This window comes from Spiribacter salilacus, assembly GCF_009649225.1.
GTDB classification, from domain to species: domain Bacteria; phylum Pseudomonadota; class Gammaproteobacteria; order Nitrococcales; family Nitrococcaceae; genus Spiribacter; species Spiribacter salilacus.
The window spans coordinates 496,202-520,623 of sequence record NZ_WJPP01000001.1 but is presented as its reverse complement, the minus strand read 5'-3'; the positions used below and the strand labels follow the sequence as shown (position 1 = coordinate 520,623).

Genomic DNA, 24,422 nt, shown 5'->3' with positions numbered 1-24,422 from the left:
TCTGAACTATCCCAACCCCATCCATTCCGCAATCTGCTGATTCTGCTTTAAGCGCCGGCGCTGATGTTGCAGGCCATCGAACACGGCCTGAGCCTGACTAGCATCGTTTACCATTGGCAGTGCGGCTTCAGCTTCCACAATGAATTGCTCGCGATATCGGCCGTTGAGGTAGGTGGCCTCCCACCAGTTGACGATACGATTATGTGCATGGCTCAACAGCTCAGCGGCCGGCAGCCGGTCACGTTTGTCGCGGTTAGCGCGGCGTGTTGCAGGCAACAGATTCCATAAGTCGTTGTTATTCCAATGCACCCAAGGCAGGCAGTGGTCAACTTCATATTGACTTGCTCGTAGTCGCTTCGCTGTCCAGGTGCAGTGGAGGTTGTTGCCCGTATCGAGTTGCGATTCGATGAGCTCGCGAACCAGTTGAGTCCGGCGCACAGGCTCTGACCAACGCAATGCGTCGCGCGCCGCGTTGTTGTTATATCGCAGTTCGTAGCGGTTCATGACTTCAACCCACTCATTGATGATGGCGGGCTCTAGCCAGCAGGCATATCGGCTTGCGCAATCCCAGATATGACTAGGTATGTGGAATTCACCAAAGCTTGATAGTGTTTCGCGATCTAGTCGAACAGGCCCATTGCGCAGGCGTATTGTGGATTGTTCCGTCGCAAATAACGGATCTTTAGAGCCCGGCCATGTGGTGTAGCGTACCGGCATTGCGCGAATGTTCTGGCAGGCATCACGAATCGCTGCAAGCAGCATTTTACCGGTGTTGGCGTCAAAGGCCTGCCCGATCGCTAAATCAAAAGCCGACAAACGTCCAAGTGCATAGAACGGTTCTTTCGCAAAGCCATACCCGGTGTGGCCTTGGGTCTGGCGTAACTGGTGCTCGAGGATGAGGGGTTTATAAAGCCGCAGCCAGTAAAGGCCAATCAGGCCAAATGGCACGGTCACATGATGATCGGTTCGGCGCATCACCATGCCGGGTAGGCCATCAGCAATGCGGGTAATCACGCGCAGTAGCCCCAGTTTGTAGGTTGATGACTTTTGGTCGTTAACGATGATGTGGCGCAACACCGGCAGGGCGCCCGTGCCATCATCGGGTAGCTGCAGACACACCGTTTCCCAAGTAACCTCGCCTCGACCCTGACAGTCTTGCCGGATACCTCGGCTTGCCGGTGGGGTGATGTTCACTAGGGCGCGTTGGTGTGCCAGATGCTCCAGTTCCTCACGGCTCGTGGGATGAAACGTTCTCTGCCCATCGCCGGGGCCATGTCTTAGCGTTACGCAGAGTCTTCCACCTGGTGCGAGTAACTCGCTGAGCACGCGCATCGCGCGCTCACGCTCTGAGGGCGGCAAATGCATCCACACTGCAGATAAAAGAATTAGATCAAAACGCTCTGATAGGGCGCGGACTTGTGCCAACTCTGGAAGCTGATCGTCCATCCATTGGACCGCTGTGCCTGCCGTGTGAGTGCCGCCGAGCTGGCGGAGCCGCTGCGCTGGCTCAACCGCCACCACCTCCCAGCCCCGTTTTGCAAGTGCTAGCGCATCTCTACCTGATCCAGCGCCAACATCCAATGCGGTGCCCGGTTTCTCGGGTAGGCAGGTAAGCCAATCGGTGTGCACGGTCTCAAAATCAAGCGCGGTGTAGGCTGTAAAAAGGGCTTCGGCATTATCCGAGTAGTAATCCACCGACTTCCTGTCGTCACCCGTCATCCAAAACTCCCTCAAACACGCCCACCACGTGGAATTCGGCGTCATCCTGAGCCGTGAGTTCGATGGCTGCTATGGATGGGTCGGAAGAGCGGGGCTTAAGCCGAATGATTTGATGGTGAAACCCATCGTCATCTTCGGTTTTGATGCTTTGGTATTCTTTTATGGTGTAGCCATAGCCGCTTTCTTGGTCGCGTAGGTTGGTTAATTCCACCAGTACGATTTTGCCGTTACGGCTGCCGCCGGGGTCTTTGCGGAAGAGGCAGGTTGCGCCGTTGGGAATGATGCGGTTCATCGACTCGCCAATCACCCGGCAGGCAAAGTAGGTTTCATCGATCGGCTGGGTAGGGGGTACGGCCACCCAGTCGGCCACTTCCGCCATTTGCAGGTCACTGAATGCGCCTGCAGCCACGTCTAAGTTATACAGCGGCACGGCATTAACAAAGGGTTTAAGCTCAACCACATTGTCAGCAGCTGGCGGCTGCACTTGCTGGTGGGTTGGAATGTGCTGCTTAAGATAAGCACGCAGGGCCGGATCGCACGCGTAGATAAAAGTGCCGCGAATGCCGCGCATCAAGATGGTTTGGTAGATGTTTAAGATGTACTGCTTGAGTTGCGCAGGATCATCGATCGCGGTTTTGCCGTTTTTATCGAAGTATCGATCAACGTCAATGATGATTTCTTGGCGATCGGGGTCAAACTTGATTTCATGGCCAAAGATGACACCGGCGTAGTTGAGGTCGTAGCCCTGGGTAGTATGAATGCAGCCTACTTCTTTGACAGCGTTGTCGGAGTTGATCCAGTCATTGTTGGTGCGGTTCCATTGCAGGGCAGTATTTTCGATCTGGATGTCAAAGAGTTGGGGGTTATTTTTAGAGACCCAAGGCCAGGAAAACCCAGCCACTAAACGTGATAAGCCCTGTTTTTCGTTGCGATCCTCGATGGTCGCGATTAGGTCATCGATTCGATCAAAAACCTTCAGCTCGTATTGCTTGGAACGAAAAACCTCAGTTTCGCCCAAAGCCACACGCAGTAAGTCGCTGATAAATTGAGAGTATGAGTTCCCAGCGTTTACGCGGAATTGGGACAACAACATTTGTTGTTGCGTGGTGGGTTGCTTTTTGAGTTGCTTGAAAACGCCCGAGTCTGCATCCGAGGGTTTGATAGATTGGTTTTCGTCGTAAAAGAAAACAGACTTGGTGGATTGTGCCAACACCCAGTCAACTTCTGAAGCGGTTCCGGCATCCATGCCGAGTTCCTTACAAACCGCGTCAAAGCGGCCGAAATACGATCCAAGGTTCTTGCGTTGGCGCAGGCGATGGGCCTCGTCCACTAATACAACGTCATAATGCTGTCGCGCCAATTCGGCTGGCCCTATCACCATTTTGGCGCTCAAGCCTGCGATCTGGCTGAATGCTCGTTTTAGGGTGCTGCGAAATGATGACATCGGCACAACTAGTGCCATGCGCGGCTCTGGAAACCGCTCTTTAAAACGCGTGACGAGCTCTCGCAGCTTAACTCCATCATCCGAAAATTCGCGCAGCTGAATATCATCGAGGTCGCTATGCAACAGTTTGAATAGAAAAATCGCCAATACGGATTTGCCAGTGCCAGCGCCGCCTTCAACAAGCAGTGTTTTAACGCGGTCATCTAATAGGGCGGTTAGGATGCCGATTAAGCTCTCGCGCTGATCGGCCGAGAGCGTTTTGTAAGGCGAGTATTTAAAGACATCAGAATTATCGATGGACTCCAACGAACGCTGCACAAGCCCTATGCGGCGAAGGTTATCCCAAGTTTCCTGAAAGATTTCACGGTATAGCTCATTTTTTTGGTAATAGTTATGGTCAATTGCACCGCCTAAGTTGCTGTTAATTGGCTTTAAATTTCCATCGCCAGCCAAGTAGCGAATCAATGAGGCTTCAATGTCCAGCGCGGCGCTTTTATTAAATTTGGTGCTACTGACCAAAGCGGCAGTGGTGAGCTTTTGTTTCTTTTTATCTTTTAGGTGGGTGCTAAGGCGTGATTTGGCATTGGTGGTTTCGCCAACATAAGCGGATTTGGTTTTTTTATCGCTTAAGATGTAAACCACCGGCCAGTTATTAGACGCATGCGGGTGCGCATCAATTTCCACGAGCACCTGTTTGCCAAAGGTATATTGCTGAACGGTAACTTGCGGCGTCTGCGATTGGCTCATAGCTCAGTGTATTTTTTTGCCGTGCCCTTGGCTTTTGCCACTGGGTATTTGGCGGCGTTTTGAGCCATCTTATCCAAAACGATTTCGCTGACATCAAAGTCATAGTGATCTGCCAGTAAAAGGGCAAACGCAAAAACATCCGCAAGCTCCTCTTTAACTTTGGCAGGGTCCGCTTGCTCGGATGATTTCCACAAATAGGCCTCGAGCAGCTCATTGGCCTCAATGCTCAGTGCCAGTGCAAGGTCTTTGGGGTTATGAAACTGTGCCCAATCACGCTCGTCGCGAAATTGCTTGAGTTGGTCAGTGAGATGTTGCATCGCTCCGTCCATTGGCGTGGCTAGTTGCGATTGTAGCCTAGCCACAGTTTTGCTCAAAAAGAAGTTTAAGAATCCCGCTGCACCTTCAAACACTTAAACTAGGTTAAAGTACATGGAACACAAGATAGAAGACGCTGTATGAGTGAAATCGTCATCTTCACGGGTGAAACAAATACGGTTGAAGTTCGTTTGGAAGGTGAAACCTTGTGGTTGAGCTTGCAGCAATTGGCTGATCTTTTCGGACGAGATAAATCGGTTATCTCCCGGCATCTGCGGAATGTCTTTTCCTCTGAAGAACTCGAGCGTGAGGCAGTTGTTGCAAAAAATGCAACAACTGCTGCCGATGGCAAGACCTACTTGGTAGATCATTACAATCTGGACGCAATCCTTTCAGTAGGCTATCGAGTCAATTCAACGCGAGCCACCCGTTTCCGCCAGTGGGCCACGCGCGTCCTTCGAGAGCATCTCACGCAGGGCTACACCCTTAATGAACATCGGCTGGCCCAGCGGGGCCTAAGCGAGCTGGAGCAGGCTGTTCATCTGCTGGGCGAAACGCTGGTGCGCCAGGAGCTGGTAGGCGACATTGGGCGTGATGTGATCGGGCTGGTGCTCGGGTATGCCCGTACTTGGCGCTTGCTGCTTAATTACGACGAAGGTCAGCTCGGTGAATTAGCCGGAGGCCAGCCGGCACGGGGCGTGCTTAACTTGGATGAAGCACGTGGCGCGCTTGATGCGCTAGCAATGGAGTTAAAAAGCCGTGGCGAGGCCAACGAACTATTTGCTCGCGACCGGGGTGAGGGGCTTGCGGCGATCCTCGGCAACATCGAGCAGACCATGTTCGGCGAGCCGCTGTATAAAACGCGCGAAGAACGCGCCGCGAATTTGTTGTATTTCGTGATCAAAAACCATCCCTTTTCCGATGGTAACAAACGCTCGGGCGCCTTCCTGTTTCTTCTGTACTTGCGTCAGGAAGGGATGCCGTTGACCCTCAACGACAATGGCCTAACGGCATTGACTTTGCTGATTGCCGAGAGCGATCCGAAGGCGAAGGACTTGATGGTCCGGCTGGTTATGCACCTGCTTGCCCGGGATAAAGATTAAGCAAGGCTAGATTCCCTGTTAGACTTTGCCCATGCGAACAGTCCGCCGATCGCGAGTGGACGCGTGAGCAGCTTTACGATACTCAATAACTCGCTGAGCCATAATCACCAATGACTGAATTTTTTGCCACCGCCCCGCGCGGGTTCGAAGAGCTGCTGGCCGCGGAGTTGCGTGACCTTGGCTTGGCCAGCGCGCGGGTGCAGCGTGGCGGGGTCGCCTTTACCGAACCGCTGGCGGGTGCCTACCGCGCGTGTTTGTGGTCTCGGGTGGCAAACCGCATCCTTCTGCATGTTGCGCGCTTTGAGGCGCAAGACGAACAGGCCTTGTATAACGGCGTGCAAGGTATCGATTGGTCCGCGCATTTGGGGGTGGGCAACACGCTGGCGGTGGACTTTACCGGCGTGCGGGCGCGCATTGCGCATAGCCGCTTTGCCCAGCAGCGCGTGAAAGATGCCGTGGTCGATCAGCTGCGGGATGCCAGTGGCGCGCGGCCATCGGTAGATACCGATCAGCCCGATGTGCGCATCAACGTGCATATGATGGAAGCCACGGTAACGGTAGCGATCGATTTATCGGGCGAGAGCCTGCATCAGCGCGGCTATCGGCGCGAAGGCCGCAGCGCGCCGCTCAAAGAGAATGTGGCCGCGGCCATGCTGCTGCGCGCTGACTGGCCCGCACTAGCGGCCGAGGGCGGGGCGTTAATTGACCCGATGTGTGGCTCGGGCACGCTGTTAATCGAAGCGGCATGGATGGCCACAGACACCGCACCGGGTCTATTGCGCACCCGCTTTGGCTTTCATCGCTGGCGGGGTCATAACGATACACTGTGGAAACCCCTAATCGACGAAGCGCTGGAGCGCCAAGAGCGTGGTGCAGAAAACCCACCCACCATCCTGGGCTTTGATCAAGACGAAGGGGCAGTCACCGCTAGCCGCGATCATCTGCGTCGAGCGGGTTTGGCCGATTGGGTGCAGGTGGAGTGCGCTGAGGTGGGCCAACTGCAACGGCCGGCTGATCTGCCCCGCGGCTTGCTCATCACCAATCCACCCTATGGCCAACGCTTAGCCGAGCAACATGAGTTGGTGCCGTTGTATTTAAGCCTAGGCCAGGTCCTGAAAACGCAGTTTTCGGGCTGGCGCGCGATGGTGCTCAATGGCTCGGGCTGTGCGCTGGGCTTAAAACCTGAGCGCAGCTGGCAGGTGTTTAATGGCCCCATTGAGTGCCGGCTTGAGCGCTTTGAGTTGCAAGGCCGAGGTGAGGGTGAGGGCGAGCGCGAGGGCGAGGGCGTAAACCCCGCGCAAGACTTAATCAACCGCTTGCAGAAAAACCAACGGCAATTAAAAAAGTGGCTGGCGCGTGAAGACATTTACGCCTATCGGGTGTATGACGCCGACATCCCCGAGTATGCGCTGGCCGTGGATGTGTATAACAGTCAAGACGGCCGGTGGCTGCATGTTCAAGAATACGCGGCACCTGCCACGGTAGATGCCGGTAAGGCACAAGCTCGGTTGCGCGCGGCGTTAAGTGTGTTGCCCAGCGCACTCGACACCGCACCCTCAAAACTGGTCTATAAAGTGCGCCAGCGCCAACGCGGTGAGCAGCAGTACCAGCGCATGGCCGAGCAAGGCCAGTATTTAGAGGTGCAAGAGGGGCCTTGCCGCTTGCTGGTTAACTTAACCGATCATTTGGATACGGGCCTGTTTTTAGACCATCGCCCGGTGCGGCAGTGGATTGGTGAGCACGCGCAAAATGCGCATTTTCTTAACTTGTACGCGTACACGGGTGCCGCCACCGTGCACGCGGGCTTGGGCGGCGCGGCTAGCACCACCAGTGTGGATTTATCAAAAACCTACCTTGCCTGGCTGCAGCGCAACCTAAATCTGAATCAACTCAACAGCCCCGCGCATAATCTAATCCAAGAGGATGTGATGGGGTGGTTGCAGCGCTGTGATCGGCGCTACGACCTAATCTTTTTAGACCCCCCCAGTTTTTCCAGCTCAAAGCGCATGGCCGGTAATTTGGACATTCGGCGCGATCATGTGGCGCTGATTCAGGCGGCGGCTGCCTGTTTGAGTGAAGACGGCTTGCTGATTTTTTCCACCAACCGCAAAGGCTTTAAGCTCGACCCGCTGCTGCACGAGCAGTTCAGCATCGAAGACCGCACCGCCTGGTCCATCCCCAAAGATTTTCAGCGCCCCGGGTGGGTGCATGGATGTTGGTTTATTCGTGGTTGCCCTCGAAGCCTTCGCTAGAAGTCATCCTTCACCGCCTGGGTGGTCCTGCCCGCTTTTTTGGGTAGCAGAGCTACCTTATCCCTCGCATCGGTTAGATAGCGGGTTAGGGTGGTGGGCTCGGCATCGAAAAGCGGTACACCGACGATTGCGGCGAGTTCAAAAGCCGCTCCGATGGCGCAACCCATCTCGCCTTTCTCAATGCGGTTTACGAGACCACGAGAGATGCCGGCGCGCTCTGCAGCTTCGGCTGCCGTCATGCCGCGCCGAATCCTGGCCTCATGAATGGTGAGGCCGAGTAGCTCAGCGGCTTGCGCGGCGTAACGTGAGTATGGCCGGGATAGGGGTTTTGCCATTTTGATTTTATGACCTATAAACAATACATTTGGTAGTTTAATGACCTATTTATAGATCATATAAGCATGATGTGTGCCTTGCCAGTGACATTGCGAGCCTAGCGGTGTTCGCAGCAGTACCCCGGCTTTGCACTAAGCCGCATGGCTATCTAGGCCGCTCAGTTTCTCCAGCGTGTCAGGAAATGTCCTGACCATCAAAATTAGAGCCGCTGCTTGAGCATTGGGGCGCGCCCGACCTTGTTCCCAGTTTTCCAGTGTGCGCGTCGATACCCGCAGACGTCGGGCGAATACAGCGCGGGAGACGTTCAAACGCTCACGTGTGTCACGAATAAGATTCGCGTCTACCTCGAGCGGGAGAAGGTCTTCTACCTCATGCGAGCGCAGAGTGATTTTGCCTTCACGATGCTGCTGCATTGCGTTGACGCCTTCCATGAGTTCATCGAACAATTTGCGTTTTTGCGTCATTAGTCTCGTCTCCTGGCTTCGATTTCGGCATGGATAGTCTTCTTGAGCACCTTCTTTTCCTCTACCGTCAAATCTAGGGTCTCGTCCTTGTTATAAATTGCGAAGAACCAAATCTGGCGATCACTCGTGAGATAGTAGTAGATAATCCTCAGTCCACTTCGTTTACCTTTTCCGCGACGGGCGTCTTCCCAGCGGACCTTGCGAAACCCACCAGTGCCCGGTATCACAACACCCATTTCAGGGTTGTCCATCAGTTTGTGCTGCAATTCGCGGTAACTATCATCGGTCAGGTAGTCCCTGAGGTGCCGAGTGAAAGAGGGTGTCTCTAGGAAAACCAACTTCATGCGATGAATGGTACGCAATTTGCGTATATTTGCAAGGTCCAAACTGACGTTAAAACGTTTAACCGCTAAACTGAGTATTAAGGCTAATCAGGAGGTGAGTCATGACGGACTCCGCGCGGCGCTCAACCATTTACTTCGATCCACAGTTGCATGCTGCCCTGCGCATCAAGGCGGCTCACACGAATCAAACGGTCTCGGAGATTGTTAACGAGGCCGTGCGTTTGTCTTTGGCGGAAGATCAGGAAGACCTCGCCGCTTTTGAGGATCGAGTTGCAGAACCGACCATCTCCTACGAAGCGTTGTTGAACGATCTGAGGGCGCATGGAAAGATATGAGCTGCTTTTCAAGCGTTCAGTCGCAAAGGATCTGCGGCGAATCCCAAATCCCGACGTTGCAAAAATTCTTGAGCGTATTTATGCGCTAAGCAATGAGCCCCGACCGTCAGGGAGTCAGAAGCTGACTGGTGAGGAGCGGTATCGGATCCGGCAAGGCGTTTATCGGATTATCTATGAAATTGCTGATGGCGCTTTGATTGTTACTGTAGTTAAAGTTGGCCATAGGGGCCAGGTCTATCGGCGCTGAGGCATCAACAGATTAATGAGCTGGATATTGGCGTGTCTCGCTAGAGATTGTAGTCTCCTACTTTGATCCTAAATCTGAGGTTCAATTCATGCCCTATGTGAATATCAAGGTCACCCGTGAGGGTGTGACGTCCGAGCAGAAAGCGGAGCTCATCGAAGGTGTTACCGATTTGCTCGAACGCGTACTTAACAAGAATCCGGCAACCACTATGGTGGTCATCGACGAGGTCGAAACGGATAATTGGGGCATCGGGGGCGAGCAAGTTACCCACCGGCGCAAGCGAGGCGAGTAGGTAGCCACTTCCCATGTGCGGCCGCTACGTTATTAATACCCCAGGCAATCAAATCGCGCGGGTGGTGGGGGCGGCGGAGGCCGCAGCACCGGAGGTCACGCCGTCGTTTAACATCCCGCCTGGTACGCAGCAGTGGGTTGCGCGCACGGGTGCCGATGGCGATGTGGCGTTCAATCAATTGTGGTGGGGTTATCGGCCGATTTGGGCAGACAATAAGGCGCCGCAGCCCATCAATGCTCGAGCAGAAAAGGTGGCGGCATCGCCGTTTTTTCGCGATGCGTTTGCGCGCTATCGCTGCGTGGTGCCTGCCACAGGCTGGTATGAGTGGCAAAGTCACCAGGGCAAAAAGCAGCCGTACTACATCAGCAGTGATGCCGGTTTAATGCTGTTTGCAGGCATTTATGACCCGCCGCGGGAGGATAGCGACGGGTGCTTTGCCATCATTACCCAGCCTGCAGCTCAATCCATTGCGCAAATCCACTCTCGCATGCCCGTGGTACTAGACCCCGCTTGCGTGGAAGGGTGGCTCGATCCATCACACAAGACCCGCGATGAGGTCAAAGCCGTTACACAGGCGCTGGACCCGGCTCATCTGCTGGCCTGGCCTGTTGACCCGCGAGTCAATCGCCCAGCCAATGATGATGCAGGGTTGGTTGAGTCGGTATAGCGCACAAGTTCTGCGGCGTTTACAAGGCCAAGCTCTAGGCCGATGGCGTAGCAGCTGGTAATCGAGAAGTCGCTAATTTTGCTGTCTGTATGTGCAATTGTAATGCCTCCGCAGACCAAGCGATGCGAGTAGGGTACTCAAGAATCACATTACTCCGATCAGCATCGCGCGGGTGATAAGGAGCAATGTGTTCATCCAAACATTCAAGGCCTTCATCACGTAACCGCAGTGGCAATCACGCCTTCGCCAAGGGCGGGATCGTTTTGTAAAGCATCAATTAGCTTTTCCAGATGCTCGGAAAGTGTTGTGTCGGGCATGATGTTTTCGTTTTGTGATTAACCAATTGGTTTCCAAAAATCCTTTTTAAAAGGATTTAGTGCGTTTTTATTTTTGCCGTAGTTAAGCTGGGGCTCTATTTTTTGTAATGCGTAAGCGGTGGCGCCGAGCCAGCCGCCACTCACCTCATCCAGCGCTTCATCCGATAACGCATCGTCTGACAGCGCGTTGTTGAGCCATTCAAGATCCTCCGCACTGATATCAAACCCAGCCTCAGTGGCAAAGGCGATAACCGTCTCAGAGGTGGCGCTGTCTTCGACATTGGCCAGTGTGGCTGAGAGCTGCTCGCGCAGTGTGGGGTCATTGCTGAGTTGACTCAGAAAGGTTTTAACGGTTTGTTCGGACATGATGTTCCCCTTGTTTGCAGTCGGGTGGTTGAATTTAAGGATGGTTCCATGGGTTCTTTTTCTCGTCCTTCGAGATCCGGTGTGGCAGAAACCAATCTTTCAGCGAACGCCCCGCATCGGTTAAGAAAGATCCACCCGTCACGCTATCTAGCGCTTCATCAGATAGCTTGTCGTTCAGTGCGAGAAGGTCGTCAGCCGTGAATTCAAACCCGGCATCTGCAGCAAAAGAGATGATGGTTTCGTTGATCGTTGCGGATAAACGCGCTTGCATCGCCGAGTCATCGGCGAGGGTATTTAAAAAGGTTTCGATATTTTTCTCTGTCATTGCGAGCACCTCTTAGCTTTGATTACCACCAAAAATCCTTTTTAAAAGGGTTTAGTGCGTTTTTTGATTTGGCCGGAGGCTCTGTCCGGTAGGGATGGAGTTTGTCGCCGAGGTAGGAAATCGCGCCCATCACGCCGCCACTCACCTCATCCAGAGCTTCATCCGGCAAGGCATCTTCTGACAGCGCGTTGTTGAGCCATTCAAGATCCTCTGCACTGATATCAAACCCCGCCTCAGTGGCAAAGGCGATAACCGTCTCACCGGTGGCGCTGTCTTCGACATTGGCCAGTGTGGCTGAGAGCTGCTCGCGCAGTGTGATGTCATCAGTGAGTTGCTTAAGGAAATTTTCGACGTCTTGCTTAGACATGGTGATCTACCTCAGTCATCTCCAGGCCCAGGCGGCCGTAGTCCACAGCATGGTATCCAGATGGCATCACCATCACGGCTTCAGGCATCACCTCGGCCACTTCGTCGGCCATCACACCGCGAAAGCGGCGGGAGGGATGGCTGCGATAAGCAAACTCGTACTGCATCAGGCCAGTGCGCGCATCACGGCCCGCTTCGGTAATGGATACCTTTAGCCGCCGATCTGAAACAAGTGAGGTGGCCAATTTTCCTGTTGCCCATAAATTACGTGGCAAATTACTGAAAAAGTTGCTCCCGCCACCTGCCACTAAATCGAGCTCGGCATCACTCAGGGCATCGCCCACAGCGTTCTTGCGGGCGATCTCCAGTGCGATGAGTTCCTCAGCCGTTACGGGATAGCCGGCTTTGTTGTAATAGCTTGCGGCAGCTTCAGCGGCAGCGGTGCCTTCATGATCACCCACCGCGGCAATCACGCCTTCGCCAAGGGCGGGATTGGTTTGTAAAGCATCGATTAGCTTTTCCAGATGCTCGGGAAGTGTTGTGTCGGACATGATGGTCTCCTTGTTGGCTATTGCCAAAACTCTTTCTTAAAGGGGTTCAAGTAGTCTTTTTCGTTGGTGACCCCTGTACGGAGCGTGGCGCCTGAAAAGTAGTTAAAGGGCCCCGTAAAGCCCCCACTCACCTCATCCAGCGCTTCATCCGATACCGCATCTTCTGACAACGCGGTATTGAGCCATTCAAGGTCCTCAGCACTGATATCAAACCCGGCCTCGTTGGCAAACGCGACAACCGTTTCGCCGATGGCGCTATCTTCGGCGTTCTTCAGGACGTTGGAGAGTTGCTCGCGCAGTGCCGGTTGATCAGTGAGTTGGTTGAGAAAGGTCTCAACGCCTTGTTCAGACATTGTTGGCTCCTTGTCGATCTTGTTCAGTTTCAGCTCAGTGTTACCGCTGAGTTGTCCGCACATTTGATCGTTTGTCCTGCATTGTTGGTAGGACGTTTTTGATTAGCTCAGATGGGATTTGGTGGTTTGCATTCCCATAAATTAGGGGCTAGCGTCAAGTTAGCTGTCGTCAGTAGGGAGGGCGGGATGGAACATAACCGTACTACTCAAAATAACGCCAAGGCCCAGGCACTGCCGCATACGCGCTTCCAAGTGGATGAGGTGCCTAATAAAGAGCGCTATGATGTTTGGCACGAGAGCATCTCCTGTATTTTCGAGGTTAATGCAGCGCGCGAACGGCGTGAAAAAGACTTTTTTGCGCAGGTTGATGCGCACATGCTTGGGCCGCTGATGCTGGCGCGCGCAGCCACCACAGCGCATGACTGGCAGCGTAATGAATCTGTGATGGCTCGTGATGGGATGGATCATTTTATGATTCAACTCTTCGAGCGGGGACAGATGACGTGGCAAACCGCTCAGGGTCGTTTTGACCTCCCACGGGGTGGACTGGTTGTTTTTGACTTGACTCGCTCGGCCGTCAGTCAAACCTCTGATTTTTCTAATCTCTCACTCATCATTCCTCGCGATCTGCTTGAACCGCATCTTAAACAACCCGAGAAGCAACATATGCGGATGTTGGCGCCTGGTCAGCCAATGGTGCAAATGCTCCATGAGCATATGTGTATGCTCAAGCGCTTTGCCGATGTGCTGTCTTTCCAGCAGGTTGGTGAGCTGGTGCCTGTAACGGTGGGTATGGTCAGTGCTTGTTTGAACAATGCCGTCAATCAGGAGTCATCGACCGAGCCTGATGCCATCGCGCGGGTGCGGCTAGCCGCTGTTCGCCGATTTATCGAAGCGCATCTTGCCAACCCACAGCTTGGCGCCGATTGGATTGCTGGGCAGGTGGGTATGTCACGCTCAAAGCTTTATCAGCTTTTTGAGCGTTTGGGTGGGGTGGGAAGTTATATTCGGGAGCGTCGTCTGCGTTTGGCCATGCTCGCGTTAACAAACCCAAATGAGGCGCACCGCACGCTGTTAGACATTGCTTTGGTCAGCGGTTACGCCAGCGATGCAGCCTTTAGTCGGGCTTTTCGGCGCCGTTATGGGGTATCACCAAGCACCGCACGTCGCGAGGGGTTGGGGGTTGTGGGCGCGCAAATTGGTCAGGATCGCGTTGATCGGCGCTATGAGCGCTGGCTGCACCACCTTTCGACCTGATGTAAGCGATGACCGCCTATGCCTAAATCGGGGATCTTTCGCCAACAAGCGCTTGACCAGCTTTCTGCGCCTGAGCAGTTAGACGCGATGATGGTGGCCACCTCGCGCCGCGGTTGGGTGGCGCTCACTGCAGTCTTATTGCTGCTGACCAGCGTGGTGCTGTGGGGGTTTTACGGGGTTGTACCTACGCGGCTGGACGGCGAAGGCGTCTTTATTCGCACCGGCGGGGTAGAGGCGGTCACGGTCACTACTGCGGGCCGGATTAGCGAATTAGAGTTGTCGGCTGGTGATGAAGTGGAGCAAGGGCAGGTGATTGCGCGGCTTGCTCAGCCTGAGTTGCGGGCCGAGTTGCGTGTACAGCAAACGCGTGTTGATGCGTTAACTGACAGGCTGGAGCAGTTGCGACGTCATCAAGCGCGGCAGGCCGATTTACAGGCTGCGTTTAGCGAGCAGAGGCAGACAAACCTAGAAGATTTGCTGGCAATTAATGAAGAACGCTATGCGATGCAAAGTGATCTTGAAGCCAAGGGGTTGATTCCGCGGCGCAATCGCATTGAAACCGCAGAGGCTATCGCCAATACCAAAGCCGATCTTAAAGAACTGGCCCTGAACAATGCGCAGCAAGCACAGGAGCGAGCAAACCGGATTGAGACGGCACAGCTTGAGTTGGATCAGGCCCGCGCTGAGCTAGAGGGGATTGCCGCGCGGTATCGCGTGGCGGTGGAGGTGCTCGCCCCCCAAGCGGGCCGGGTAGTAGAGCTTAAGTATAACGTTGGCGCTTCAGTAAGTGCGGGCGCGGAGATTCTTAGTCTGGAGCGCAGCGGGCGTGACATCAATGCACTTGAGGTTGCCATGTTTTTGCCTGCGAAAGATGGCAAGCAACTCAATCCCGGGATGACGGCATTGGTATCGCCCACCATTGTCGAGCGCGAAGAGCATGGCTATTTGGTGGGTAAGATTACTTGGGTGTCGGAATTTCCTGCCACCTTTAATGGAATGATGCGTTTGCTCGATAATGAGTCATTGGTGCGTCAGTTGATGCGGGAGGGCGCAGTTTTTGAGGCAAGCGTCAATCTGATTCGCGATGCTCACACCCCCAGTGGGTATCGCTGGACTTCTGGCCAGGGCCCAGAGATGCAAATTCGCACGGGTGGTTTGGCTGAAACCCGTGTGACGGTGGCCGAGCGACGCCCGATCACATTGGTGATTCCCACACTACGTCGGTGGTTGGGGCTTTGAGTGGCCGGCCACGCAATTGGCGGGTGCGCACGCCCACGCTTTTGCAGATGGAAGCGGTTGAATGCGGGGCGGCGGCTTTAGGGATCATACTGGCGTATTACGGGCGCTTTGAGCCGCTTGAGCGTTTGCGGATTGACTGTGGTGTTTCCCGTGACGGTAGCAAGGCGAGTAGCGTTGTGCGCGCTGCGCGCGCTTTTGGTTTGCAAGCGCAGGGCAGGCGCTGGCAGCCCGAGGCGGTTCGTGACTACGGTAGGCCCTGTATTGTTTTTTGGGAATTTAATCATTTTTTAGTGGTGGAAGGGTTTCGTGGAGATCGGGTTTATTTAAATGACCCGGCAACCGGTCCACGCGTCATCACGCAAGCCGAATTCGATGCTGGCTTTACTGGTGTTGCCCTTGAGATGGCGCCTGATGAGGGTTTTGAACGGGGTGGGCGTGTTCGCGGCGCCCGCGAGGCCATACTTGACCGCCTGCCCGGGAACTGGGGCAGCGTGGGCTTTTTGGTGCTGGCTGGCTTGGCCTTGGTCATTCCCGGATTACTCGTGCCGGTCTTCAGTAAGGTGTTTGTGGATGAGGTGCTCATTGGGGGGCTTGACGATTGGGTGATGCCGCTGCTGGTTTTTATGGCTGGTACGCTGGTCGTGATGGCGCTGCTGCACTGGTTGCAGTTACAAGTTTTATTGCGCCTGCGCAGCAAGCTATCCATTAGCCACTCGGCGCGTTTTCTCTGGCATGTGCTGCATTTGCCGCTGGCATTTCATAACCAACGTTCCGCGGGCGAGATGGGTAATCGCGTCACCATTAACGATGCGGTGGCCGATGCGCTGGCAAATGACCTTGCTAAGAGCGTGCTGGCGATTATTACCGTGGTGTTCTACACCGCGTTGATGATGCTTTTCGATCCATTGCTGACGTTAGTGGCCGTTGCCATTGGCGCTTTTAACTTGGTGGCGCTGCGAGCGGTTGCGCGCCGGCGTAAAGATGGCAATCAGCGTTTGCTCATGGATGAAGGAAAGCTCATTGGGACTTCGATGAGCGGCTTGCTGGCCATCGAATCCCTAAAAGCAACCGGCGCGGAGGATGACTTTTTTGCGCGCTGGGCAGGTCAGCATGCACGCACATTGGCGGCCCGGCAAAGTCTGGGCGCGTCCGGGGTGGTTTTGTTATCTGTGCCGCCATTTTTAATGGCCCTGAATGCAGCGCTGATCCTGTCGGTAGGTGGGTTGCGGGTGATTGAAGGCGTATTAACTATTGGCGGATTGGTGGCTTTTCAGGCACTTGCAGCCGCTTTTATTCAGCCAATTAATGAGTTGGTGGACAGTGCTGAGCGTTTGCAAAAGCTTGGTGGCGATATGCGCCGTTTGGATGATGTGTTTGATTACCCCGCGACACGAGAGACTGACGAAGCAATCGATACAGGGCCTGTGCGCTTGACAGGTGAGCTTGAGCTCAAGGATCTAACCTTTGGTTATAGCCCCCACCAAGCGCCCTTGATTGAAAACTTTAATTTAACGCTTGCGCCCGGCCAGCGCGTGGCCCTAGTGGGTGGTTCGGGCAGCGGTAAATCTACGATCGCGCGGTTGGTGATGGGGCTGTACACGCCCTGGTCGGGCGAGGTTCTGCTTGATGGTAAGCCCCGAGATTTTTGGCCCCGTGCCGTATTAGCCAACTCGCTAGCGATGGTTGATCAGAGCGTGGCGGTGTTTGATGGCAGTGTGCGCGATAACTTAACGCTGTGGGATGACACGCTGCCTGAGGAGCGCATGATTAATGCCGCCCATGATGCGCTGATTCATGAAGAAATCGCTGGCCGGGCGCATGGCTATGAGAGCCCCCTGCGCGAGGGCGGGAGCAATTTTAGCGGTGGGCAATTGCAGCGGCTTGAGATTGCCCGTGCGCTGGTGACTGACCCGAGTCTGCTGGTACTTGATGAGGCCACCAGTGCGCTTGACCCGGTCAGCGAAGCCACCGTCGAATCAAATTTGCGCTGCCGCGGTTGTGCCGCGCTGATCGTGGCCCATCGGCTCAGCACGGTTCGGGATTGTGATGAGATTATTGTGCTCGATGAAGGGCGCGTGGTGGAGCGGGGCACGCATGCCGAGTTAATGGCAATGAACGAAGCCTATGCCGCATTGGTCGGAGAGATGGCATGACCGACGCGGCGCACGATCGGCTGGCACGTCGCCAAGCGCGAGAAAAGGCGCGCATGGCAGATCATTTGGCTGAGTTGGCGGGGCTAGTCCGTCCGCTGCCTGGGCAGGCAAGTGTGGCCAGTCATAATCCTCTGCAGGCCGCGATCAGCCTTGTCGCCGAAGCGTTAGGCTTTACCTTGCGCGTGCCAACCTTGCCCGATAATGCGAGTGTGCGGGTGATCCTACGGGCCGCCGGCTGCCGGTATCGCCGCGTGGCGCTGGTGGGGGATTGGCCTGCACAGGCTGCTGGGCCTTTATTGGCATTTTATGGCCCTGAGGCGCAGCCCGTGGCGTTGCTGCCGGCGCATCGCCCCGGTGCGGCGTGGCGCATTCACGCACCCAACCAAGCACCAAGGGCGCTCACCGCGGCTGATCGGGCGGCTTTGCAAAGCGGTGCGGTGCAGATCTATCGCCCGTTGCAGGCGCGCCTTGGGGGGATGTTTGCGATTTTGGGTTTTGCCTTAGATGGGCGCCAACTCGACCTCACGCTGATTGGTATGCTGGCACTGGCCGTGGGCCTGCTTGGGCTGGTGGTCCCGGTGGCCACTGGGTATTTAGTGGATACGGTAATTCCGAGCGCAAGTCACTACGAGCTGTTGCAGCTTTCTTTAGGGTTGATTGCTATTGCCATTGCTTCCGCGATGTTTCAGTTAACGCAACGCTTTGCCCAGTTGCGCTTGGAAGGTCAGGCCGATGCGCAGTTACAGTCAGCGGTGTGGGATCGGATGCTGCGCCTGCCGGCCACCTTTTTCCGAGACTACACCGCGGGTGATCTTGCTGGCCGGGCCAACGGGATATCACAGATTCGCGAGGCACTCTCAGGCACCACCCTGAGTAGTGTGCTGACATCGGTCTTCGCGTTGCTGAGTTTGGGCTTGATGTTTCTCTATAGCCCAATGCTGGCTCTGGTTGGCCTGATGCTGGCGCTGGTTTTATTGGTAACTAGTGCGGTTTTTACACTAGCAGCGCTTCGTCATGAGCGTGAGTTGGCGGGTATTGCCGGGCGGATTGACGGGATCTTACTTCAGTTGCTCAGCGGTATTGGCAAACTGCAGGCCGCTAATGCTGAGCTCCGTGCTTTTTTGTGCTGGTCACAGGTCTTTGCTCGGCAGCAACATCACGTGATTGCCGCTGGGCGCATCCAAAACATCACAGAAACCATTCAGGCGGTCTATCCGGTGCTGGGGAGCATGGCGTTATTCGCCAGTTTGGCGTTTTTGTTAGGTGATGATGCGATCACGACTGGTGGCTTTTTGGCCTTTAACGCGGCGTTTGGGGTTTTCTTAGGCGGGCTGCTTGGTTTGAGCCAAACGCTGATCGGCGTGCTGAATATCGTCCCCCTCTATGAGCGCGCCCGTCCAATCCTTGAGGCTGAGCCGGAGGTTGATTTCAATAAGGCGGATCCGGGCGAGCTTACTGGCGATGTTGAGGTCAGCGAGCTGCGTTTTCGTTATGAGCGGGACGGGCCGCCAATTTTAGATGGAATTTCCTTTCGCGTAAGCCCGGGGGAGTTTGTTGCCATCGTGGGCGCCTCAGGCGGAGGTAAGTCGACCCTACTGCGCTTACTGTTGGGTTTTGAGCAGCCTGACAGCGGCGGGGTGTATTTTGATGGACAGGATCTGGCTGGCTTGGATGTGAGCGCGCTGCGCCGGCAATTAGGCGTTGTGCTTCAGCAACAGCACGTGATGAGTGGCGATATTTTGCGCAACATCATTGGCAATACTGGGCGAACCCTGGCCGATGCAGAGGAGGCTGCCCGCCGCGCTGGGTTGGATGCGGATATTGCCCGCATGCCCATGGGAATGCATACGCTGGTGGGGGATGCCGGCGATACTTTATCGGGCGGGCAACGGCAGCGCTTATTAATTGCCCGAGCCATTGTTGATCAGCCGCGATTGTTAATTCTGGATGAGGCCACGAGTGCGCTGGATAACGCGACTCAGGCGCGGGTGAGCGAGAGCCTTGCGGCATTAGACTGCACCCGAATCGTCATTGCGCACCGGCTCAGTACGGTGCGGGAGGCGGATCGGATTCTGGTGCTGTCTGACGGGCGTTTGGTTGAAGAGGGCAGCTATAGCGTACTCATGAAGCAAAACGGGCTTTTTACGCACATGGCAGAGCGACAGATAAGCTAAAAGGAGATTTTGTGATGCCGACAAAACAGTTGTGGATAGCCTTTGGTGCAATGCTATTAATGCCCGGTGCGATCTCACTGGCACAGGCCTTACCCCCGGTGCCAATGGTTGTGCTTGAAGAAATCGACTGTCCATTTACACCCCCGCTTGGCGAGACACCCACTTGCTTAATGGCTGAGCTGCCAATGGACCATGGGCTGGTGCAGGCGGATGGAAGTCTGCCGGCAGACGCGGCAATGATTGGGGTGCATCTAACGATTCTGGATAATCTCTCCTCAAGCCCCGACCCCGATCCCTTTGTTTATTTGAGTGGTGGCCCAGGTCAAGCTGGCTCAGAGGCAATCGCTGGGTTTGGGGGTGCGGTTGAGTTAAGGCGAAATCGCGGCATGATTTTGGTTGATCAGCGGGGCACGGGGCTATCTGAGCCGGCGCTTGATTGCCCGGAAATCGCGCCATCTGAGCTTGATCAAAACCGCTTTAATGACCCCAGTACCGAAGAGGCCGAATTTGACGCAGATCAGGCAGATCGAAGACGTTTTACCGCTTGTCATGACCATTGGGTAGAGGCAGGGGTCGATCTCTCATTGTTTGATACGCGGGCGGCCGCTTTGGATCTGCGTGCGATCCGCCAAGCGCTGGGGTTGCGGCATTGGAATGTGCAGGGCACCTCTTATGGGGGACGGCTTGCGTTAGATTTGCTGCGCGTTGACCCCGCTGGGGTTCGCGCTATGGTGCTTAACTCTCCGCTAACACTCGGATCACAGGCAACAGCCGAGGCGGTTGCTGAGCGTCCGCGGCTTTTTAAGCAGCTTTTCGCCGACTGTGCTGCGGATGCTAACTGCACGGAGCGCTATGGCGACCTCGAGCAGAAATTCAAAGCGGTGGCCGCGCATTTTCAAGAAGAGCCGGTATTGTTGCAATTTCAAGATCCCCAATCCGGTGAGACGGTTCGCGAAGCGGTGAGCTGGCCGGATGTGATCGAGGCGCTATCTGGGCATCTGGCATTTAGCGAGACTGCAACCCATTTGCCGCGTTATATCGCCGAACTGCACGATATGGTGCAAGGCCGCTTGTCACTAGATGATCAAGAGGTATTGGCAATTTTTTCAGCGGCACTCAATGATGTGGTTGCTGGGTTGAAGCTTGGGCAGCATCTTTCAGTCAAATGTCGTGAGGACTTTCCTGTTGACGACCCAGCGGCGCTTGAATCGGTGGTTGAGGCTAATCCGCTCTACTACCCGGCCGGAGATGGTTTTCAAAGTTATCGTTTAACCTGCCCCATTTGGGATGTGGGGCAGGCACCTGAGTCTTTTGAAGTGCCTGTGGCAACTGACCACCCAGTACTCATCATGAGTGGTGATGCGGATGGGTTAGTCCCCCATGCTGTTGCGCAGCGGCTTGCAGAACAGTTTTCGAATAGTCAGTTTGTTGCCTTTCGAGGCATGGGGCATGATGTGCATTTGAATTTACTCTGTGGTCGCAGCGTCGTTGCTAACTTTCTAGATGCTCCGAATGAGCCCATAGATCGCAGCTGCGTTGATGACGTCGGGAGACGATTTGAGTAGTACACGAGGCCTTCATCACGTAACCGCAGTGGCGGCTGACCCACAGCGCAACCTCGATTTTTACACCCGAGTGCTCGGCTTGCGGCTTGTCAAAAAAACCGTCAATCAGGATGATCCGTTTACCTATCATCTGTATTACGGTGATGAGTTGGGCCGGCCCGGTACGGCCATGACGTTTTTTCCCTTCCCCGGTGTGCCAGCTGGTAAGCCGGGGCGAGGGCAGCCCATTGAGACCCAGTTTTCTGTGCCGCTAAACACACTGGTTGAGTGGGAGGCGCGCCTGCGGGATGCAGGCGTGGCCTTTTCCGGCGGCCCCTCTAGCGGCCAGTCTGATCGTTTGCAATTCACTGACCCTGATGGCCTGCCGCTGGCTTTAGTTGCCGAGGCGCCTGAGCCAGCAGAGGCAGCAGAGCCAGCCTCTGCGCTTGCGATTCGTGGCTTTGCAGGTCTGACGCTCGCCAGCCATCGGCCGGATTCCACAGCGCGCGTGCTTACCGAGTTGCTGGGCTATACCCCCGTTGATTCAAACGCTGGCGTGGTGGGGCGGTTCAAAAGCCAAGGCAGTGCGCGGGCGGATCATATCGAATTAATTGAATCATCAGCGATGGGCCAGCCTGGCTATGGCACGGTCCATCACATTGCGTTTCGGGTGCCCAATCGCTCTGCATTGCTGGAGATGCTTGATCAGGTGCAAGCAGCTCGCCTGCCATGCTCTGGTGAGGTAGATCGATTTTATTTTCGCTCCGTTTACTTTCGTGAACCCGGCGGCATGCTCTTTGAGATTGCTACCGATGCCCCCGGCTTTACCGTAGATGAGCCCGCCGAATCACTAGGGCAGTCACTCAAGCTAACCGCCGAGCATGAGCCCATGCGCGCGCGCATTGAGGCGGCGTTGCCGGTGTTGGAGGGGTGAGCGGCTGTCATCGCCTTGTAAGCTCCCCAATCTAGGCTATGTTTTAAGAACTAGCCGCGTGCAAGGAGAACACCCATGGCTGAAATGATGAAAGCGACCATTTTTGTGGAGCCCGGCCGCGTTGAGGTAGAGGAAAAGGCCATCCCCAATATCGGCCCGAATGATGCGTTAATGCGCATTACCACCACCACGATATGTGGCACGGATGTTCATATTCTCAAAGGCGAGTACCCCGTTGAAAGCGGGCTAACGATTGGGCATGAGCCGGTGGGGGTGATTGAGAAGCTCGGTGCGAATGTTCAGGGTTATCAAGAAGGTCAGCGGGTGATTGCGGGGGCAATTTGTCCAAGCTTTAGTTCGTATGCTTGCCAAGACGGTTGTAGCTCGCAGGATGGCGGGCATCACGGGCACGGTTATAAGCCCATGGGTGGCTGGCGGTTTGGTAACACGATTAACGGGGCGCAGGCGGAATACCTGCTGGTGCCTGATGCACAGGCCAACTTGGCGCCTGTGCCGGATGGTCTAACTGATGAGCAGGTGCTGATGTGCCCCGATATTATGTCGACCGGGTTTGCGGGCGCTGAGTCGGCCAACATTAAAATTGGCGACATTGTAGCGGTGTTTGCGCAGGGCCCGATTGGTTTGTGCGCTACAGCCGGCGCAAGACTCCGCGGCGCGGGCATGATTATTGTGGTGGACGGCGTAGACGCCCGGCTTGATATGGCTCGTCAAATGGGCGCAGACATTGCCTTGGATTTTAATAAGGTGGATGTGGTTGAGGAGATTCTGAAAATTACCGGTGGCCGGGGTGTTGATGCCTCGATTGAGGCGCTGGGGCTGCAGTCTACCTTTGAGGCGGCATTACGTGTGCTTAAACCCGGGGGCACCCTATCGAGCTTAGGCGTTTACTCCGAAGACCTGAGCATTCCGCTGGGCGCTTTTTGTGCGGGCTTGGGCGATCATAAAATCGTGACTTCCCTATGCCCCGGGGGTAAGGAGCGAATGCGGCGGCTAATGAACATCATCGCGCATGATCGCATTGATCTGGGCCCACTGGTTACTCACCGCTACGCGCTGGAAGACATTGTTGAGGCCTATGATCTTTTCTCCCATCAGCGTGACGGCGTACTGAAGGTGGCGATTACGACTTGATCAGTCGCTCCTTAATGGCTTCGATGTGCCGCGGGCCGATTTCACAGCAGCCACCAATAATGGTGGCGCCTTGGGCAACCCAGCGTGCGGCATAATCAGCATACGCGGTGGGGGTGAGCTCTTGACGCGCGCTGAGCGCATCAACGGTACCGCCGGCCGGAAGGTTGGCGGCGGCTTCAAAGCCGTTGGCATAGGCGCCAAAAGGCGTGTTTAGCTCGGCGAGCATGCTCAGTGCAGTGGTCACGGCTTCAGGCGTGGAGCAATTAATGAGGACGGCGTCCGCACCCGCAGCAACAACTGCATTAGCCGCTTGTGCGAGCGATTCCCCTGAGCGTAAGTGAGTGCCGTTTTGATCATCAACGCTAAAGGCCGTCCACACCGGCAGGCCACTTTCTTTAGCCGCGCGGGTGGCGGCCATGGCCTCGCGTGTCAGGCTCATCGTTTCGCAAATAAAAAGATCAACGCGTGCCGCTTGTGCGGCCACTAAACGGCGATAGTCCCGTAAGCAGGTGTCATCATCCGGCACTAACCCTGCGTGGTAGCTGGCAACCAGCGGCGGTAGGCAGCCGGCAATTTGCACCGGATGTGGGCTGTCTTTGCAGGCTTGATGCGCGGCGTCGAGTGCGGCGGTATGAAGGCGCTCGAGCCATGCTTCTTGACCGTCCCGGGCTAAGCGCGGCGGCGTGGCTACATAGGTGTTGGCGGTGATGACTGCTGCACCGGCACCAATAAAGTCGCGATGCACCGCAACGACTAACTCCGGTTCATCTAGCATGACTTGTGCTGACCAAAGCGGGGTGGCGGGGCGAGCGCTGCGGCGACGCAGCTCCTGGCCCATGCCGCCATCAAGCAGGGTAATGTTTTGGGGTTTCATAGTCGTCCTATAACGGTGTATTCGCCATTTGGCTCAAGCCGCAGCACGATGCCTTCTCCGGAGCCTACGCTTTGCCCGGTGATGGCACGTATGTTGACGAGGTGGGTAACTAGCACGGCACTCGGGCCACCCTCTAGGGAGGCAAGTAAAGCCTGCAGGTCGTTCACAATTGCGTCTTGTTGGCTGCGGTTTTGAAAAAAGCTGTTTAAGCCGATGTGGGTTGCCGGGGTGCCAATCTGCATTTCTATGGCGGTATCCCAGCATCGACACCACTGGCTGGAGTAAACAACCAAGTCATCTAAGCCAGCATCGTGCAGGGTTTTACCTAATTCGCGGGCTTGCTGGCGTCCTTCAGTAGAAAGGTTACGCTGGGTGCTGCAATCGCCAATGGTAAATTCCGGCGGATCACCAAACCCAGGTGCAAGGGCATGTCTTAGCAGCAGCACGTGGCTGTCTTGCTTCATGGCGGCAAGTGCGGTTTCTGATGCCGTGCTAGCGGTGGTAACACACAGCAAAAAAACACTCAGGACTATGAGTAAATATCGGCGCATG

At 55.3% G+C, this 24,422-nt stretch carries 26 protein-coding genes; 13 read left to right on the top strand and 13 right to left on the bottom strand.

The genetic code is table 11. From position 1 onward, the window contains the following. Positions 1-6: 6 nt before the first annotated feature. From GH984_RS02675 to GH984_RS02665, 3 genes are read right to left on the bottom strand one after another with little or no spacing between them, the layout of a single operon-like run. Positions 7-1,719, bottom strand: a complete 1,713-nt coding sequence (locus tag GH984_RS02675) for a class I SAM-dependent methyltransferase (RefSeq protein WP_153718642.1) — start codon at positions 1,717-1,719, stop codon at positions 7-9. Beyond that, complete coding sequence (locus tag GH984_RS02670; RefSeq protein ID WP_153718641.1) at positions 1,709-3,910, bottom strand: DNA/RNA helicase domain-containing protein; 2,202 nt, start codon at positions 3,908-3,910, stop codon at positions 1,709-1,711. Before GH984_RS02670 ends, GH984_RS02675 begins: the two co-directional genes overlap by 11 nt. Further along, entirely contained in the window at positions 3,907-4,227 is a 321-nt protein-coding gene (locus GH984_RS02665; protein WP_216643607.1) for a nucleotide pyrophosphohydrolase, read from the bottom strand. Before GH984_RS02665 ends, GH984_RS02670 begins: the two co-directional genes overlap by 4 nt. A gap of 138 nt (positions 4,228-4,365) precedes the next feature. On the opposite strand from GH984_RS02665, the gene GH984_RS02660 reads away from it, so the two are divergent. Both GH984_RS02660 and rlmKL read left to right on the top strand, forming a co-directional pair. Continuing rightward, positions 4,366-5,328, top strand: coding sequence for a virulence RhuM family protein/type II toxin-antitoxin system death-on-curing family toxin (locus GH984_RS02660; RefSeq protein WP_153718640.1), 963 nt, complete (start codon positions 4,366-4,368; stop codon positions 5,326-5,328). Between the two features lie 110 nt (positions 5,329-5,438). Then, positions 5,439-7,580, top strand: coding sequence for a bifunctional 23S rRNA (guanine(2069)-N(7))-methyltransferase RlmK/23S rRNA (guanine(2445)-N(2))-methyltransferase RlmL (gene rlmKL / locus GH984_RS02655; protein WP_153718639.1), 2,142 nt, complete (start codon positions 5,439-5,441; stop codon positions 7,578-7,580). Here the strand turns inward: rlmKL and GH984_RS02650 are convergent. The 3 genes from GH984_RS02650 to GH984_RS02640 all read right to left on the bottom strand — a co-directional run bounded on the left by GH984_RS02650 (position 7,577) and on the right by GH984_RS02640 (position 8,724). Then, positions 7,577-7,915: a helix-turn-helix transcriptional regulator gene (locus GH984_RS02650; protein ID WP_153718638.1), complete on the bottom strand. Its 339-nt coding sequence runs from the start codon at positions 7,913-7,915 to the stop codon at positions 7,577-7,579. The genes rlmKL and GH984_RS02650 overlap by 4 nt on opposite strands. Positions 7,916-8,047: 132 nt before the next feature. After that, a complete protein-coding gene (locus GH984_RS02645; RefSeq protein ID WP_153718637.1) occupies positions 8,048-8,380 on the bottom strand; it encodes a helix-turn-helix domain-containing protein in 333 nt (110 codons plus the stop codon). Next, entirely contained in the window at positions 8,380-8,724 is a 345-nt protein-coding gene (locus GH984_RS02640; RefSeq protein WP_153718636.1) for a toxin, read from the bottom strand. The genes GH984_RS02645 and GH984_RS02640 overlap by 1 nt, the downstream gene beginning before the upstream one ends. Before the next feature lie 101 nt (positions 8,725-8,825). On the opposite strand from GH984_RS02640, the gene GH984_RS02635 reads away from it, so the two are divergent. From GH984_RS02635 to GH984_RS02620, 4 genes are all read left to right on the top strand, one after another. Next, positions 8,826-9,059, top strand: coding sequence for an RH3 domain-containing protein (locus GH984_RS02635; RefSeq protein ID WP_153718635.1), 234 nt, complete (start codon positions 8,826-8,828; stop codon positions 9,057-9,059). Further along, a complete protein-coding gene (locus GH984_RS02630; protein WP_153718634.1) occupies positions 9,046-9,306 on the top strand; it encodes a type II toxin-antitoxin system RelE family toxin in 261 nt (86 codons plus the stop codon). Before GH984_RS02635 ends, GH984_RS02630 begins: the two co-directional genes overlap by 14 nt. Positions 9,307-9,394: 88 nt before the next feature. After that, positions 9,395-9,598: a tautomerase family protein gene (locus GH984_RS02625; RefSeq protein WP_153718633.1), complete on the top strand. Its 204-nt coding sequence runs from the start codon at positions 9,395-9,397 to the stop codon at positions 9,596-9,598. A gap of 13 nt (positions 9,599-9,611) precedes the next feature. Next, on the top strand, positions 9,612-10,265 hold the full coding sequence (locus GH984_RS02620) for an SOS response-associated peptidase (RefSeq protein ID WP_153718632.1): 654 nt from the start codon (positions 9,612-9,614) through the stop codon (positions 10,263-10,265). 335 nt (positions 10,266-10,600) lie between these two features. Here GH984_RS02620 and GH984_RS02615 read toward each other — a convergent pair whose 3' ends face one another. Genes GH984_RS02615 through GH984_RS02595 form a run of 5 tightly spaced genes read right to left on the bottom strand, consistent with a single transcriptional unit; the run spans position 10,601 to position 12,543 of the window. Next, complete coding sequence (locus GH984_RS02615) at positions 10,601-10,948, bottom strand: Nif11-like leader peptide family RiPP precursor (RefSeq protein ID WP_153718631.1); 348 nt, start codon at positions 10,946-10,948, stop codon at positions 10,601-10,603. 34 nt (positions 10,949-10,982) lie between these two features. Continuing rightward, entirely contained in the window at positions 10,983-11,273 is a 291-nt protein-coding gene (locus GH984_RS02610; RefSeq protein ID WP_153718630.1) for a Nif11-like leader peptide family RiPP precursor, read from the bottom strand. Between the two features lie 22 nt (positions 11,274-11,295). Further along, entirely contained in the window at positions 11,296-11,640 is a 345-nt protein-coding gene (locus GH984_RS02605) for a Nif11-like leader peptide family RiPP precursor (RefSeq protein WP_153718629.1), read from the bottom strand. Then, positions 11,633-12,190, bottom strand: coding sequence for a tail fiber domain-containing protein (locus GH984_RS02600; RefSeq protein WP_153718628.1), 558 nt, complete (start codon positions 12,188-12,190; stop codon positions 11,633-11,635). Before GH984_RS02600 ends, GH984_RS02605 begins: the two co-directional genes overlap by 8 nt. A gap of 17 nt (positions 12,191-12,207) precedes the next feature. Continuing rightward, positions 12,208-12,543 (bottom strand): Nif11-like leader peptide family RiPP precursor, encoded by a 336-nt coding sequence (locus GH984_RS02595; protein ID WP_153718627.1) that lies wholly within the window; start codon positions 12,541-12,543, stop codon positions 12,208-12,210. A gap of 186 nt (positions 12,544-12,729) precedes the next feature. Between GH984_RS02595 and GH984_RS02590 the strand changes: the two genes are divergently transcribed. The 7 genes from GH984_RS02590 to GH984_RS02560 all read left to right on the top strand — a co-directional run bounded on the left by GH984_RS02590 (position 12,730) and on the right by GH984_RS02560 (position 22,996). Then, positions 12,730-13,800 carry a helix-turn-helix domain-containing protein gene (locus tag GH984_RS02590; RefSeq protein ID WP_172973142.1) on the top strand — a complete coding sequence of 357 codons (1,071 nt, stop codon included), beginning with the start codon at positions 12,730-12,732 and terminating at the stop codon, positions 13,798-13,800. Positions 13,801-13,818: 18 nt separating this feature from the next. Further along, entirely contained in the window at positions 13,819-15,039 is a 1,221-nt protein-coding gene (locus tag GH984_RS02585; RefSeq protein WP_153718625.1) for an NHLP bacteriocin system secretion protein, read from the top strand. Next, positions 15,036-17,192 (top strand): NHLP family bacteriocin export ABC transporter peptidase/permease/ATPase subunit, encoded by a 2,157-nt coding sequence (locus GH984_RS02580; protein ID WP_253939083.1) that lies wholly within the window; start codon positions 15,036-15,038, stop codon positions 17,190-17,192. Before GH984_RS02585 ends, GH984_RS02580 begins: the two co-directional genes overlap by 4 nt. Continuing rightward, the gene (locus GH984_RS02575) at positions 17,189-19,366 is read left to right on the top strand and encodes an NHLP bacteriocin export ABC transporter permease/ATPase subunit (RefSeq protein WP_153718624.1); all 2,178 of its coding nucleotides are present in this window, start codon (positions 17,189-17,191) and stop codon (positions 19,364-19,366) included. Before GH984_RS02580 ends, GH984_RS02575 begins: the two co-directional genes overlap by 4 nt. A 14-nt stretch (positions 19,367-19,380) precedes the next feature. Then, on the top strand, positions 19,381-20,931 hold the full coding sequence (locus GH984_RS02570) for an alpha/beta fold hydrolase (protein ID WP_153718623.1): 1,551 nt from the start codon (positions 19,381-19,383) through the stop codon (positions 20,929-20,931). Continuing rightward, a complete protein-coding gene (locus GH984_RS02565; protein WP_216643606.1) occupies positions 20,924-21,844 on the top strand; it encodes a ring-cleaving dioxygenase in 921 nt (306 codons plus the stop codon). The genes GH984_RS02570 and GH984_RS02565 overlap by 8 nt, the downstream gene beginning before the upstream one ends. A gap of 75 nt (positions 21,845-21,919) precedes the next feature. Continuing rightward, positions 21,920-22,996, top strand: a complete 1,077-nt coding sequence (locus GH984_RS02560; RefSeq protein ID WP_153718621.1) for an NAD(P)-dependent alcohol dehydrogenase — start codon at positions 21,920-21,922, stop codon at positions 22,994-22,996. Here GH984_RS02560 and GH984_RS02555 read toward each other — a convergent pair. Both GH984_RS02555 and GH984_RS02550 read right to left on the bottom strand, forming a co-directional pair. Continuing rightward, positions 22,986-23,870: a homocysteine S-methyltransferase family protein gene (locus tag GH984_RS02555; RefSeq protein ID WP_153718620.1), complete on the bottom strand. Its 885-nt coding sequence runs from the start codon at positions 23,868-23,870 to the stop codon at positions 22,986-22,988. The genes GH984_RS02560 and GH984_RS02555 overlap by 11 nt on opposite strands. Beyond that, positions 23,867-24,421, bottom strand: coding sequence for a histidine phosphatase family protein (locus tag GH984_RS02550; RefSeq protein ID WP_153718619.1), 555 nt, complete (start codon positions 24,419-24,421; stop codon positions 23,867-23,869). The genes GH984_RS02555 and GH984_RS02550 overlap by 4 nt, the downstream gene beginning before the upstream one ends. Position 24,422 lies beyond the last annotated feature (1 nt).